Source organism: Vitreoscilla filiformis (assembly GCF_002222655.1).
In the GTDB taxonomy this organism is placed as follows: Bacteria; Pseudomonadota; Gammaproteobacteria; order Burkholderiales; family Burkholderiaceae_C; genus Ideonella; species Ideonella filiformis.
Window position 1 is genome coordinate 563,896 of sequence record NZ_CP022423.1, and the last position, 12,582, is coordinate 576,477.

Annotated in this window: 11 protein-coding genes and 1 other RNA gene; 6 read left to right on the plus strand and 6 right to left on the minus strand. The window is 62.9% G+C overall.

Features of this window, described 5'->3' with window-relative positions; translation table 11 throughout:
• Positions 1-2 precede the first annotated feature (2 nt).
• The 6 genes from VITFI_RS02595 to VITFI_RS02620 form a co-directional block, all read right to left on the minus strand.
• Positions 3-2,489: an ExeM/NucH family extracellular endonuclease gene (locus tag VITFI_RS02595; protein ID WP_089415684.1), complete on the minus strand. Its 2,487-nt coding sequence runs from the start codon at positions 2,487-2,489 to the stop codon at positions 3-5.
• 11 nt (positions 2,490-2,500) lie between these two features.
• An RNA gene (gene rnpB, locus VITFI_RS02600) (RNase P RNA component class A) lies at positions 2,501-2,830 on the minus strand.
• Between the two features lie 26 nt (positions 2,831-2,856).
• Positions 2,857-5,145: a RelA/SpoT family protein gene (locus VITFI_RS02605; protein ID WP_089415685.1), complete on the minus strand. Its 2,289-nt coding sequence runs from the start codon at positions 5,143-5,145 to the stop codon at positions 2,857-2,859.
• Positions 5,146-5,223: 78 nt separating this feature from the next.
• Positions 5,224-5,427, minus strand: coding sequence for a DNA-directed RNA polymerase subunit omega (gene rpoZ / locus VITFI_RS02610; RefSeq protein ID WP_089415686.1), 204 nt, complete (start codon positions 5,425-5,427; stop codon positions 5,224-5,226).
• Positions 5,428-5,461: 34 nt separating this feature from the next.
• Positions 5,462-6,082: a guanylate kinase gene (gene gmk / locus VITFI_RS02615; RefSeq protein WP_089415687.1), complete on the minus strand. Its 621-nt coding sequence runs from the start codon at positions 6,080-6,082 to the stop codon at positions 5,462-5,464.
• Between the two features lie 20 nt (positions 6,083-6,102).
• The gene (locus tag VITFI_RS02620; RefSeq protein ID WP_089415688.1) at positions 6,103-7,017 is read right to left on the minus strand and encodes a YicC/YloC family endoribonuclease; all 915 of its coding nucleotides are present in this window, start codon (positions 7,015-7,017) and stop codon (positions 6,103-6,105) included.
• Between the two features lie 30 nt (positions 7,018-7,047).
• Between VITFI_RS02620 and VITFI_RS02625 the strand changes: the two genes are divergently transcribed.
• The 6 genes from VITFI_RS02625 to hemW are packed head-to-tail and all read left to right on the plus strand — an operon-like array spanning position 7,048 to position 12,574.
• Positions 7,048-8,010 (plus strand): serine/threonine protein kinase, encoded by a 963-nt coding sequence (locus tag VITFI_RS02625; RefSeq protein ID WP_089415689.1) that lies wholly within the window; start codon positions 7,048-7,050, stop codon positions 8,008-8,010.
• A gap of 42 nt (positions 8,011-8,052) precedes the next feature.
• Entirely contained in the window at positions 8,053-8,964 is a 912-nt protein-coding gene (locus VITFI_RS02630; RefSeq protein ID WP_089415690.1) for a PP2C family protein-serine/threonine phosphatase, read from the plus strand.
• Positions 8,965-9,001: 37 nt separating this feature from the next.
• On the plus strand, positions 9,002-9,736 hold the full coding sequence (rph, locus tag VITFI_RS02635) for a ribonuclease PH (protein ID WP_089415691.1): 735 nt from the start codon (positions 9,002-9,004) through the stop codon (positions 9,734-9,736).
• A 38-nt stretch (positions 9,737-9,774) separates the two neighbouring features.
• Complete coding sequence (gene rdgB, locus VITFI_RS02640; RefSeq protein WP_089415692.1) at positions 9,775-10,407, plus strand: RdgB/HAM1 family non-canonical purine NTP pyrophosphatase; 633 nt, start codon at positions 9,775-9,777, stop codon at positions 10,405-10,407.
• 26 nt (positions 10,408-10,433) lie between these two features.
• Positions 10,434-11,360 carry a hypothetical protein gene (locus VITFI_RS17785; protein WP_157725531.1) on the plus strand — a complete coding sequence of 309 codons (927 nt, stop codon included), beginning with the start codon at positions 10,434-10,436 and terminating at the stop codon, positions 11,358-11,360.
• Positions 11,357-12,574: a radical SAM family heme chaperone HemW gene (gene hemW / locus VITFI_RS02645; protein ID WP_089415693.1), complete on the plus strand. Its 1,218-nt coding sequence runs from the start codon at positions 11,357-11,359 to the stop codon at positions 12,572-12,574. Before VITFI_RS17785 ends, hemW begins: the two co-directional genes overlap by 4 nt.
• Positions 12,575-12,582 lie beyond the last annotated feature (8 nt).

Genomic DNA, 12,582 nt, shown 5'->3' on the forward strand with positions numbered 1-12,582 from the left:
AATCAGCGCGCAGCGCGGGCCGGCGCGGGTGGCGACGCCCAATCCAACCCGATCAGCACCGGATCGTGATCCGATGCGCGGAACACACTCGGGGTGTACAGATCCGGGCCACAGCGGGCGCACGCGGGTTGACGGTACTCTTGGTTGTAGTCCAACGCGGGGGGTTCGTCCGCATTGATGTGCCACTCGGCGGCCCCGGTGACGCGGGCTGCCAATGCGGGCGTCGCCAGCGCATGATCCAGCCGACCCGTCAGCCCCTCAAAGGCATAGGAGTAGGCACGCGGATCGCGCTGCCCCACCACATCGACCCAACCCCGGCTCGTCAGTTCATGAATGGGATCTTCCTGGGCATGGGCGTTGAAGTCTCCCAGCAGCAGCACCTGTGGCGTTTGCGGCACCAGCGTGCCGTCCACCCACTGGCGCAAGCGCTTGGCTTGGCGCACACGCTGGCCGTTCCAGCAGCCTTGTCCGTCACCGGCATCGGCGTTGCCCTCGGCGCGGGCGCGATCCGTACTCGGGCAACTGCCCTTGGATTTGAAGTGATTCACCACCACCATCAAGCGCTCGCCCTGCGCGGTCTGGAACATCTGCGCCAGTGGTGGGCGGTTGTGGATGCCATCCACATCACTCAGCGCCTCCCCCACGCGACGCAAGCGGGCCGGCTTGTAGATCATCGCCACCTTAACGGCATCGCTGCCCGCACCGCTGGCTGGATCGGGCACGGCGGCGTAGGTGCTCGCCCCCGCCACGGCGTTGAGTCCGTTGACCAAATCGGTGATGGCGGTGGTGCCGTTGTTTTGCATTTCCATCAGCCCCACCACATCGGCATCCAAGGCGCGCAACGCGGCGATGATTTTGGTGCGCTGGCGGCTGAACTCGGCGGTAGAGTCGGCGCCCCGGCAGTTTTCCACCGACGTGGATGCCCCTTGCCGGCACCCCTGCCCTTTCGACCCGCTGATGCTGCTGCCATCGGCGAAGGTCGTGAAATAGTTGAGCACGTTCATGCTGGCCACGCGCACGCTGCCGCCCACAGCCGGTGGTGTGGCGCTGCGCGGGACGGGGCGCGTCCACTGCACAGCCTGTGTCGGATGGAGGCGCCATTCGCTGGGCCCATTGGGGTGGGCACCACTCAACCCGTAGTCCAACACCCCCGTGAGGCTGGCGGTACGGTCGCCCAAGCGCACCGTACGCTCTGGCCCCAGATGCGGCGTCGGATCGGGGTTTTGCACACTGGATGCGTCATCCAACACGATGCGGCTGCGCGCTTGTTGCTGGGCCAACGCCTGCGCCTGCGGCGTCCCCGGACGGTGTAAGTTGGTGGGCACGAACTGACGCTCACCCACCGCCAGCGTCAACTGGCCGGTGCGGGCCAGGTAGTGGTTGTCGGTCACCACCAGGGGGCCGGCCAACGTGACCAACATGCCTTCGTAACGTTCCAACCCGGCTTCTGGCGCCAGAGGCAACTGCACCGGCACCGCCACGGGCGCACGATCGCTGCCCAACACGCTGACGCCGCTGACCTGGGTCAGTTGCGTCACCGTCTGGGCGGCCGAGCGGGCATTGCTCGGGGCACCGACGTTGTGCTCCACCACCGTCCCCTCCACCTGCACACGCTGCCCCGGCTTGACCGTGGGCGCTTGGCCCAAGGCCACATACAAGCCCTCCGAGGTGGCTGCGTCGCCATCCCCTGCGGGGTCTTGCAGGAAGAAGCCGGTGTTGGTCAGCACGGTGACCACCCCCTGCGTCTGAACCGCCTGGCCGACCACCGGGCTGGTGGCCCCTGTGCCCTGGATTTGGGCGATTTTCAGCGCCTTGGCACCCGCCGCGCCCCCCGATGAGGCCGCAGCACCGCTGGTCGGACAGGTCACAGCCGGCACCCGCCCATTGCGGGGAATGGGGCCAGCGAGCTCAAAGTCGGCTTGGTTGTTGGCGGTGTCCACGCACCCCCCCTCACGCCGATGCAACGCCGTGATGTTGTTGCCCGGCGATGCCGCCGCTCCGCGACCTTTGTAGCCCGAAGCACTGCCGTAGCCCACGAAGTCCATCACCCCGCTCTGCCCCACCGGCGAAGCCCCCGACAGCGCCTGCGTGGTGCGCACCAAAGCCACTTTGCCCGAAGCACCCGCCAAACCGACCGTGCCCACCACTTCGGGCTGGGGCACATCTTGGCTGCCTTTGGCGCCTGCCTCCAACTGCACCAGCGCGTAGCGACCGGGCGGCAAGGTCACGTTGCCCAAAGGCACCACGTCCCAGCTCTGCCCGTTGGCGGAGGCGTACTGCACCGACCAGCCCTTGAGCGACACCGGGGCCGAGCCCGCGTTAAACAGCTCCACAAAGTCTTGGCGATACAGCGCGCCCGCATTGCCGCCACCGCCATAAATTTGGCTGATGACCACCCCTGCGGCGGTGGCCGACGTGCTCAGGCCCGCCAACATCACCCACGCCGATGCAGCCCGACGCCAAGCCTTGCGAGAAAAGGAAGTGTTCATGAACGATGAAAGTGTGGAGTCAACCGATAGGCCGGATTCTGTGCGATCGACCCCCTTGCGGCTGTCGATCGTGACCGCCATTCCTCTGGGCCGGGTTGTTGCCAACCTGGCTCGATGCCACCTACCCGCCAGCTCAGCGAGCCGCGTCAATGCTGGCCTATTTGGTGTTGCTGCGCGTAGAGATTGCCGCGTTTCACTCCGGACTGAACCGGCTCGTCTCTGTGGCTCTGATCCGCACCTCGCGGTGGACGGGCGTTACCCGCTACGCTGCTCTTTGCAGTCCGGACCTTCCTCCAAGGCCACCTTTCGGTGCTTGCCCCAGCGGCGGTCTGGCTGACTCCACGGGGGCGATTGTCACACGGTTGCATCAAGGCTTGATGCGCTCGACCTTGAGCACCACTGGCGTGCGGTGCAACACCCGCAACACGTCGGCCAAATGCTGGCGATCGCGCACGCTCACCGTGAGGGTCAAATCAGCCACGATACCGATGGCCTCTTGGCCCATGTCGATGTGGGTGATGTCCCCATCGGCGGTGCTGATGGCCTCGGCCACTTGCGCCAACGCTCCCCGACCGTTGCGCAACGTCATGCGCAACGCCGTCTCGAAGGTGCGTGTGGGCGCTTCTGCCCATTCAACAGGTATCCAACGCTCACGTTCACGTTCGAACAAGCGCTTGCCCGTCCGACAGTCTGCCGTGTGAACAATCAAGCCTTCACCCCGCCCCAGGTAGCCACGGATTTCATCGCCAGGAATCGGGCGGCAGCAAGTCGCCAGGCTGATGGCCGCATCGTCGGAACCATCGATGATGACCAAACTGTGGCTGCTGGCCTGACCCTCCGGATCGCCGTAGCGCCCCAACGTGAGCATGACCGCGTCTGGCCGTTGCCCTTGTTCGCGCATCAATTGGGCGATGCGCTTGGCCACCACGCTGGCGATTTTTCGCCCCAAGCCGATGTCCAGCATCAACTCGCCCGGCGTGCGATTGCCACTCCAGCGCAACAACGCCGGCCAGATAGCGCCGTGCTGATGGCTGCCAATTTCGTGCTCAGGCAGGGTCAGGCCCTCGGCTCGCATGGCTTGGGTGAGCAAGCGTTCACCCAAGATTTGGGAATCCTCATGGGTCAGCTGTTTGAGGTAGTGCCGAATTTTGGAGCGCGCCCGGCCAGTGCGCACAATGCTGAGCCATGAAGGGTCTGGACGGGCACCTTGCGCCGTGACGATCTCCACCACATCGCTGGAACGCAGCTCCGTGCGCAGGCTGACTTGGGTGCCGTTGACCTTGGCCGCCACGCAACGATCACCCACATCGGAGTGAATGGCGTAAGCGAAATCCAACGGCGTGGCCCCGGGTGGCAGGGACAGAATCTTGCCCTGCGGCGTCAGCACATAAATCGATTCCGGCACCAAATCGATCTTGACGTGCTCCAGAAACTCTGCCGAATCGCGGGTTTCGTTTTGGATGTCCATCAGCGATTTGAGCCACATCGAGCCCAAGCGCTGCGCCACATCCCCTGGGTTCGGCACCTTGCCGCCGTTCATTTTGTAGCGCCAATGGGCGGCAATGCCTGTCTCAGCCACTGCGTGCATGTCTTCGGTGCGGATTTGAAACTCCACCGGCGTCCCCAATGGGCTGGCCAGCACCGTGTGCAGCGACTTATAGCCGTTGGCCTTGGGCAGGGCGATGTAGTCTTTGAACTTGCCTGGCATGGGTTTGTAGAGCCGGTGCAGCACCCCCAGCGCCAAGTAGCACTCCTGCCAAGAGTTGACGATGATGCGCAGCCCAAACACATCGTTGACCCCCGCAAAGCTGCTGTGCTGTACACGCATCTTGCGGTAGATGGAGAACACCGTTTTTTCACGCGCTGCCAAGGTGATGGGCACCTGGGCATCCTCAAAGGCTTTGATCACATCGTTTTGCACCTGGGTGATCAAATCCCGCCGGGTGCCGCGTGCGCGCACCACGGCCCTGTGCAGCACGCTCTGGCGCCACGGGTGAACACAGGCAAAGGACAGCTCCTGCAATTCCCGGTACACCTGATTCAACCCCAGGCGGTGGGCAATGGGCGCGTAAATATCCAGCGTTTCGCGGGCGATGCGGGCGCGTTTATGTGGGGCCATCGCCCCCATGGTGCGCATGTTGTGCGTGCGATCCGCCAGTTTGACCAAGATGACACGCACATCGCGTGACATGGCCATCAGCATCTTGCGAAACGACTCGGCTTGGCCTTCTTCGCGTGTTTGGAACTGGAGTTTGTCCAGCTTGGTCAAGCCGTCCACCAACTCAGCGGTGGGGGCGCCGAAGCGTTCGACCAGGGCGTGTTTGGTGATGCCGCAGTCTTCCATGGCATCGTGCATCAAGGCGGCCATGATGGCTTGGGCGTCCAAGTTCCAATCGGCCACCAAGCCGGCCACCGCCAACGGGTGGGTGATGTACGGCTCACCACTGGCGCGGAATTGGCCCAAATGGGCCTCGTCGGCAAACTTGTAGGCTTCGCGCACCAGGCGCAAATCCTCTTTACTCAAGTAGCCGAGTTTGTCGATCAACTCGGCAAAGGTGGAGATTTCTGGCTGCATCTGTGATGCCGCAGCAGACGGACGCGCCCGACCTTTGAAGTCGGAGAGCAACAATTCATCGGCGTAAGAGCGAATACCCATGGGCGGAATTTAGCCCAGAAAGCACAACGGGCGCCCAGAGGGCGCCCGTTGTCCGGGATGCGAGTGCGAAAGGGCCGATCAGGTCGGCACGCGGCGCAGCATTTCGACACCCACTTCACCGGCGGCGATTTCACGCAGCGCAGTCACCCCCGGCTTGTTCTTCGACTCAACCTTGGGCGTGTGGCCTTGGCTGAGCATGCGAGCGCGGTAGGTCGCGGCCAGCACGAGCTGGAAGCGGTTGGGGATCTTGTTCAGGCAGTCTTCAACGGTGATGCGGGCCATGGGGCGTTCCTGAAAAGAGAAGAAGCGAGCGGTGTCAGAGCAGATCCAGCGCAGCAAACACGCCAGATTTGACGCGGCGTTGCGCCACGTACTTCAGGCGCTGGGAGTGAACCACGGTCTTGAGGTCAAAGAGCGCCGTCTCGAACAAACCATTGATTATCACATAGTCAAAGTGCTGAGCTTGGGCCACTTCGACGCGGGCATTCACCAGGCGTTGTGCAATCACATCCGGGTGATCCTCACCCCGACGGCGCAAACGCTGCTCCAGCTCCGCCCAGCTCGGCGGCAGGATGAAGATCAGCACCGCATGCACAAACATTTGTTTGATCTGCAAGGCGCCTTGGTAGTCGATCTCCAGCACCACGTCTTCACCCGCCATGAGCCGGGCTTCAATGCCCTCGCGGCTGGTACCGTAGCGGTTGCCGTGGACTTCGGCCCACTCGAAAAAGTCCCCGCGATCGATCATGGACTGGAATTCATCCGGGCGGATGAACCAGTATTCGCGTCCGTTTTGCTCCTGCCCACGCGGCGCCCGCGTGGTGTGCGACACGGAGACTTGCAGGTGCGAATCCAGCTCCAGCAGCGCCTTGACCAAGCTGGACTTGCCCGCACCACTGGGCGCGGCCACCACGAACAGATTGCCTGGGGTTTCCATCGGCTGTGTTCCCTCGTTCTTCACTCGATGTTTTGCACCTGCTCGCGCAGTTGCTCGATCAACACTTTCATCTCGACCGAAATGCCGGTCAGCTCCAGCGCCGCCGACTTCGACCCCAAGGTGTTGGCTTCGCGATGCAATTCTTGGATCAAAAAGTCCAGGCGTTTGCCTTGCTCGCCGCCACGTGTGAGCAGGCGCTCGATTTCGTCCAGATGGGCGCCCAAGCGCGACAGTTCTTCTGCCACGTCGATGCGGATGGCCAGCGCCGTGGCCTCGGCCAAAGCCCGGTCACGCGCCGCGTCGGCTGACACCGTGGCGCCGCTGGCGCCCGCCGTTTGTAACGCTTCGCTCCAGCGTTCCAAAAAACGCTGCTGCTGACGCGCCACCACCGCCGGCACCAAAGGCACTGCCTGAGCCGCCAGTTCGCGCAAACGCACCACGCGCTCCATCAAAATGGCCACCAGGCGCTCGCCCTCACGTGCGCGGGCGTCCTTGAGCGCTTGCAGGCCTTGCCGAGCGGCTTGCAGGGTCAGCTCGTCAAACGGCACGCTGCTCGGCGCCGAACCACCGCCCCGGCACCACAACAGCGCCTCATTCACCGACAGCGGTGCGGCCTTGGGCAGCCAGCCCTGTACAGCCGACTCAATGCGTGCCAAACGGCTGAGTTGTTCGGCGCTGGGGGTGTTCAGCCCCTCATCGGCTTGGCGGCCCATCTGGGCCCGGACTTCGACCTTGCCGCGTTTGAGGCTGCTCGTCAGCAGCTCGCGCAAAGGGGGTTCTAGGTGGCGCAGTTCGTCGGGCAGGCGAAAGGCCAGATCGAGGAAACGGCTGTTGACTGAACGGAATTCGACGGTAACGCCAACACGGGCGTTTTCGCCCTCGGAGGCCGGGTGGGCGCTGGCGCTGGCGAACCCGGTCATGCTGTAAACTGGCATGAGCTTGCTGCGAAAGGCAAAAACTCGATTATGTCAAAGCCCAAACCCTCCCCGTTGCCAGCGGGCACCGTGGTTGGCGGCTACACCATCATTCGCAAGCTCGCCGCCGGGGGTTTCGGCGTGGTGTACTTGGCTGAGGATGGAGAGCGCCATCTGGTCGCCCTCAAGGAATACTTACCGGCCTCCCTGGCAGAACGGGTGCCCGGCGAGCTGATTCCCCGCGTCAAACCGGACAAGCTGCCGTTGTACCGCCTCGGCCTGAAGAGCTTCTTCGAGGAAGGGCGTTCGCTGGCGCAGATCGCGCATCCGAGTGTGGTGTCGGTGCTCAATTTCTTCCGGGAAAATGAAACCGTCTACATGGTGATGAATTATTTGCAAGGGGATACCTTGCAAGATTTCATCGTCACCGCCCGAGATTTGAAGCGGGATAAGGTATTTCGCGAGTCCACCATCCGCAGCCTGTTCGATGAAGTCTTGCGCGGGTTGCGCATCGTCCATCAGCACAAAATGCTGCATTTGGACATCAAACCCGCCAACATCATCATCACCAACGATAACAAAGCGGTGTTGTTGGATTTTGGTGCCGCCCGCGAAGTGCTAAGCAAAGAGGGTAACTTCATCCGGCCGATGTACACGCCCGGCTTTGCAGCCCCCGAGATGTACCGCCGCGATGGCTCGCTCGGCCCCTGGACGGACATCTACGCCATCGGCGCCTGCATTTACGCGTCCATGCAAGGTTATCCGCCCACGGATGCGCCGCAGCGGCTGGAAAAAGATCGGCTGTCGCTGTCGCGCATGCGCAATGTGTACTCGGACAACCTCATCGAGGTGGCCGAGTGGTGCATGGCGCTGGATCCGCTGGCGCGACCGCAAAGTGTGTTCGCCCTGCAAAAAGAGCTGTCTCAGGAAACCGAACGGCGCTATTCGGCGCTGAGTTTCACCGAACGGCTGAAATTGCAGATCGACAACCTCAAGTCCAGTACCCGCACCTGAGCGGTGCGGGGCAACTGAGCAAGCAAGGCAGCGCACGTGGCCATGAGGTTTTCCGTTTTCCAAGTCAGCCGCAAAGGCGGGCGGGAAAAGAACGAGGATCGCATGGGGTATTGCTACACCCGCGACGCCGGGTTGTTCGCCCTGGCCGACGGCATGGGCGGCCACCCCGAAGGCGAAGTGGCCTCGCAAATGGCGCTGCAAACCCTGGCCTCGCTGTTTCAAACCGAAGCCAAACCCGCGCTGCGCAACCCCGCCCGCTTTCTGCAAGACGGCATCCAAGCCGCACACCACGCCCTGCTGCGCTACGCCACCGAGCGCGCCATGGTGGACACCCCCCGCACCACCATCGTGGCCTGTGTGATCCAGTCCGGCATGGCCTACTGGGCGCACTGCGGGGACTCGCGGCTGTACTTGGTGCGTGGCCGCAACTTGGTGGTACGCACACGCGATCACTCTTACACCGAGTTGCAGCAAGCGCTGTCCCACGTCGTGCCGCTGGACGCGCGCTACAACCGCTCGGTGCTGTTCACCTGCCTGGGCAGCCCCGGCAAACCGGTGGTGGACATCGTCGGCCCGGTGCCGCTCTACGCCCGCGACCGCATTTTGGTCTGCTCAGACGGGCTGTGGAGTGTGGTGACGGACGCCACCATTGTCGATGTGCTGTCCAGCCGCCCGCTGGCCGAGGCGGTGCCCGATCTGGTCGAGCAAGCGCTGCGCAATGGCGGCCCACATGGGGACAATGTCACCGTGCTCAGCTTGGAGTGGGAAGAGCTGGCCGAGCAAGAAGGCGCCTCGGGCATCTCCACCCAGACGCTGAGCGAGGACGTGTTCGCCTCCACCATCCAAGCGACGATGGCCGACACTGCGCCCATCGATCTGGACGAAGCGGAAATCGAACGCTCGATCCGCGAAATCAACGAAGCGATCCAGCGTGCGGCCCGCAAGCCCCGCTAATTGGCGTTTCCCTTCCCCCTTTTTAGAAAGTCTTCCCATGAGTTTTGAACGCAGCGGCGTGCGCGCCGCCCACGCTTTGCGCCCGGTGCGCATCACCCGGGGTTTCACCTGCCATGCCGAAGGTTCGGTGCTGATTGAGTTTGGTGCCACCCGCGTGCTGTGTACGGCATCGGTGGAAGAGCGCGTGCCGCCGCACCAAAAGGGCACGGGAGAAGGTTGGGTCACGGCTGAATACGGCATGCTGCCGCGCGCCACCCACACGCGCAGTAGCCGCGAAGCCGCCAAGGGCAAACAAACCGGGCGCACGCAGGAAATCCAGCGCCTCATCGGCCGTTCGCTGCGCGCCGTGTTCGACCTGAAAGCCCTGGGCGAACGCACCCTCACCCTCGATTGCGACGTGCTCCAAGCCGACGGCGGCACGCGCACTGCGGCCATCACCGGGGCCTTCGTGGCTGCCCAAGACGCGGTGAACCAGTTGCTCGCCAAGGGCCTGCTGAAAACCAACCCGATCCGCGACCATGTGGCAGCGGTGTCGGTGGGCATCGTGCAGGGCACGCCGCTGCTCGATTTGGAATACACCGAAGACTCGGCCTGCGACACCGACATGAACGTGGTGATGACCGGCGCCGGCCATTTCGTCGAAGTGCAAGGCACCGCCGAAGGCGTGGCGTTTACTCGCACTGAAATGGATCAACTGCTGCAACTGGCCGAAGCCGGCATCCAAACCCTGGTGCAAGCGCAAAAAGACGCGCTGGCCCAGCCGTTGGCCTGAGCCTCTGCGACCGAACTCGAACCGGAAAGGACCTGCGCATGCAACTCGTGCTGGCTTCGAACAACGCCAAAAAGCTCAAGGAGCTGAACGCGCTTTTCGCGCCGCTGGCGCTTTCCATCGTCACCCAAGGTTCGCTTGGCGTGGGTGAAGCGGAGGAGCCGCACATCACTTTCGTGGAAAACGCGCTGGCCAAAGCGCGCCACGCGGCGGCGGCCACGGGGTTGCCGGTGATTGCGGACGATTCCGGGCTGTGTGTCGATGCGCTGGGCGGCCATCCTGGCGTTCACAGCGCCCGGTTTGCGGTGTTGCCCGACGGCACCACTTGGGCCGACCGAGAAGCCCAACGCGCCGCGCAAGACGAGGCCAACAACCGCCTGTTGTTGGAACGCTTGGCCGGGGTGGCGGATCGCCGCGCCGCTTTCGTTTGCGCTCTGGTGGCGCTGCGCTCGGCGGATGACCCGGAGCCGCTCATCGCTTTCGGGCGTTGGCCGGGTGAAATTCTGGCCGAACGCCGGGGCGCAGGCGGCTTTGGCTATGACCCGTTGATGTTCATCCCAACCCTGGGCGCCACCGCCGCCGAATTATCCGCTGAGATCAAAAACGCCCACAGCCACCGCGCCCTCGCAGCGGCGCAGATGCTGGCGTTGATGCAGCGGCAATGGTTTAACTAAAAACCTACACCATGGAGAACCCAAATATGCAGCGCCTTTCTTCTTTTTCATCTGGAAAAGACACGGATACCGACTCCGAGATCAATTTATCATCTGTGATGCCGGAGATAGAAAGTGCATTTGCCTCAATCACGCAAGCGGTGGTCGGCATACTAGAAGCGAGGTTGCGAGCAGAAATTGAGTCTCGAATCCAGGAAGTGACCAACGAGGCGGCAAGAACCATTCATGCCCGCATCGCAATGGCAATGGGGCAAATCCAGCCGGTTGCGATTCCCATCAACTTGCTGGTTCAACCTTCGACGCTGCTTCAGAACCCCGCCCCGGTGTCACCTCCTCCAGTGGTGGACGCGGGCCCGGCTTCGACTCCCCATCTGCCTGTCAGTGTCAGCGCGGAACCTCCCGCTCCGACGGCACCCAAGGTGCTGCCGGTGATGACAGAGCAGGAAACTGAAGATCCGCCCGTGCCGCTGGAGGCGGTCAGCACGCCCACCGCGCAGGCACGCCCGAACGACGCTGAAACCGTCTCAGAACCCGCGTGGGAAGACCCCCCGCTTCGCGAAAGTCGCCCGGCGTCGGGTGGGGCGGGTGTAGTGGCTGTTGTGCCCTCATCACCTAAGAAGAGTCGTTTGAAAATCACGGTGGTCGGTTTAAAGCCCGGGCAAGCCCACATGATAAAAAATGACTTTAAACTGATTCAGTTAAATTTTGTCGCATCCAATTCTGGCAACAGCAGCCAACTCACAGCGCTTTCAAAGAGCAATGATCGTGTGATTTTTATGACTGACTTCATCAGCCATAAGTCCGTTGATGTGGTTCGCGCTGCCAACGGACGTTTTATTTATCTGGCTGGCGGCATGACTGCTCTGCGGGAAAAACTGCACGGATTAAACCGAGAGCACCTCGCCTCAGCTGAAATTTGTGATGATTCAACCCCCCCTCCTTCATCACGATGAACCTGAACGAACGTTACCTGCGCCCCGGCACGCTGCAATTGGGCGCACCACCGCCGCTGTCGGTGTACGTGCATTTGCCGTGGTGCTTACAAAAGTGCCCGTATTGCGACTTCAACTCGCATGAATTCACCCGCAACAGCACCGAACGCGCACTGCCAAGCGATGTGGAAGCCCGCTATCTGGACGCCCTGCGCGCCGACCTCGAAACCAGCCTGCCACTGGTGTGGGGGCGCAGCGTGCATTCGGTGTTCATCGGGGGCGGCACGCCGAGTTTGTTTTCGCCCGAAGGCATTGGCCGGCTGATCTCCGACCTGCGCTTGCTGCTGCCGCTGCAACCCGGCTGCGAAGTCACGCTGGAAGCCAACCCTGGCACGTTCGAGCGCGAGCGCTTCCGCGCTTTCCATGCGGCGGGGGTGACACGCTTGTCCATCGGCGTCCAAAGTTTTGACGATGCCAAGCTGCGCGCTTTGGGCCGTGTCCATGATCGGGCCCAAGCCATCGCCGCCGTGGAGGAAGCCGCCCGCACCTTCGACACCTTCAACCTCGATCTGATGTACGCCTTGCCCGGCCAAAGCCTGGCCGAGTTGACCGAGGATGTGCGCACCGCGCTGGCGTTCGCGCCGCCGCACCTGTCGCTGTACCACCTGACGCTGGAGCCGAACACACGCTTCGCCCGGCAGCCACCGCCGGCCCTGCCCGATGACGACCAAAGCGCCGAGATGCTCGATGCCCTGGTGGCCCTCACCGCCGAAACTGGGCTGGAGCGCTACGAGGTGTCGGCTTACGCACGGGCGGGGCATCGCTGCACGCACAACCTCAATTACTGGCAGTTTGGGGACTATCTCGGCCTGGGTGCTGGGGCGCATGGCAAGCTGAGTTTTCCGCACCGTGTCATCCGACAAGTGAAGTGGCGCGAACCGGCCAGCTACATGCGTGAAGCGCTCGCCGGCAACGCTTGCTCCAATGAGGAAGAAGTCAGCCGCAAAGCGTTGCCGTTCGAGTTCATGCTCAACACGCTGCGTCTGAAGGACGGTTTCGACGTCGCGCTGTTCACCGAACGCACCGGCCTGCCCCCCTCGGCCATCGCGGCGGGCGTGCGCACGGCGCAAGACAAAGGCTTGCTCGAAGTGTGCGAAACCCCCACTGGCCGCCAGATTCGCCCCACCGCTCGGGGCTTCGATTTCCTCAGCGACTTGCAGGAAATTTTTCTTTGATGCCCGTC

Bases quoted from the DNA above. Each gene is read 5' to 3' on its own strand.
- VITFI_RS02595 (WP_089415684.1), bottom strand. From the start codon at position 2,489: ATGAACACTTCCTTTTCTCGCAAGGCTTGGCGTCGGGCTGCATCGGCG.
- VITFI_RS02605 (WP_089415685.1), bottom strand. From the start codon at position 5,145: ATGGGTATTCGCTCTTACGCCGATGAATTGTTGCTCTCCGACTTCAAA.
- rpoZ (WP_089415686.1), bottom strand. From the start codon at position 5,427: ATGGCCCGCATCACCGTTGAAGACTGCCTGAACAAGATCCCCAACCGC.
- gmk (WP_089415687.1), bottom strand. From the start codon at position 6,082: ATGGAAACCCCAGGCAATCTGTTCGTGGTGGCCGCGCCCAGTGGTGCG.
- VITFI_RS02620 (WP_089415688.1), bottom strand. From the start codon at position 7,017: ATGCCAGTTTACAGCATGACCGGGTTCGCCAGCGCCAGCGCCCACCCG.
- VITFI_RS02625 (WP_089415689.1), top strand. From the start codon at position 7,048: ATGTCAAAGCCCAAACCCTCCCCGTTGCCAGCGGGCACCGTGGTTGGC.
- VITFI_RS02630 (WP_089415690.1), top strand. From the start codon at position 8,053: ATGAGGTTTTCCGTTTTCCAAGTCAGCCGCAAAGGCGGGCGGGAAAAG.
- rph (WP_089415691.1), top strand. From the start codon at position 9,002: ATGAGTTTTGAACGCAGCGGCGTGCGCGCCGCCCACGCTTTGCGCCCG.
- rdgB (WP_089415692.1), top strand. From the start codon at position 9,775: ATGCAACTCGTGCTGGCTTCGAACAACGCCAAAAAGCTCAAGGAGCTG.
- VITFI_RS17785 (WP_157725531.1), top strand. From the start codon at position 10,434: ATGCAGCGCCTTTCTTCTTTTTCATCTGGAAAAGACACGGATACCGAC.
- hemW (WP_089415693.1), top strand. From the start codon at position 11,357: ATGAACCTGAACGAACGTTACCTGCGCCCCGGCACGCTGCAATTGGGC.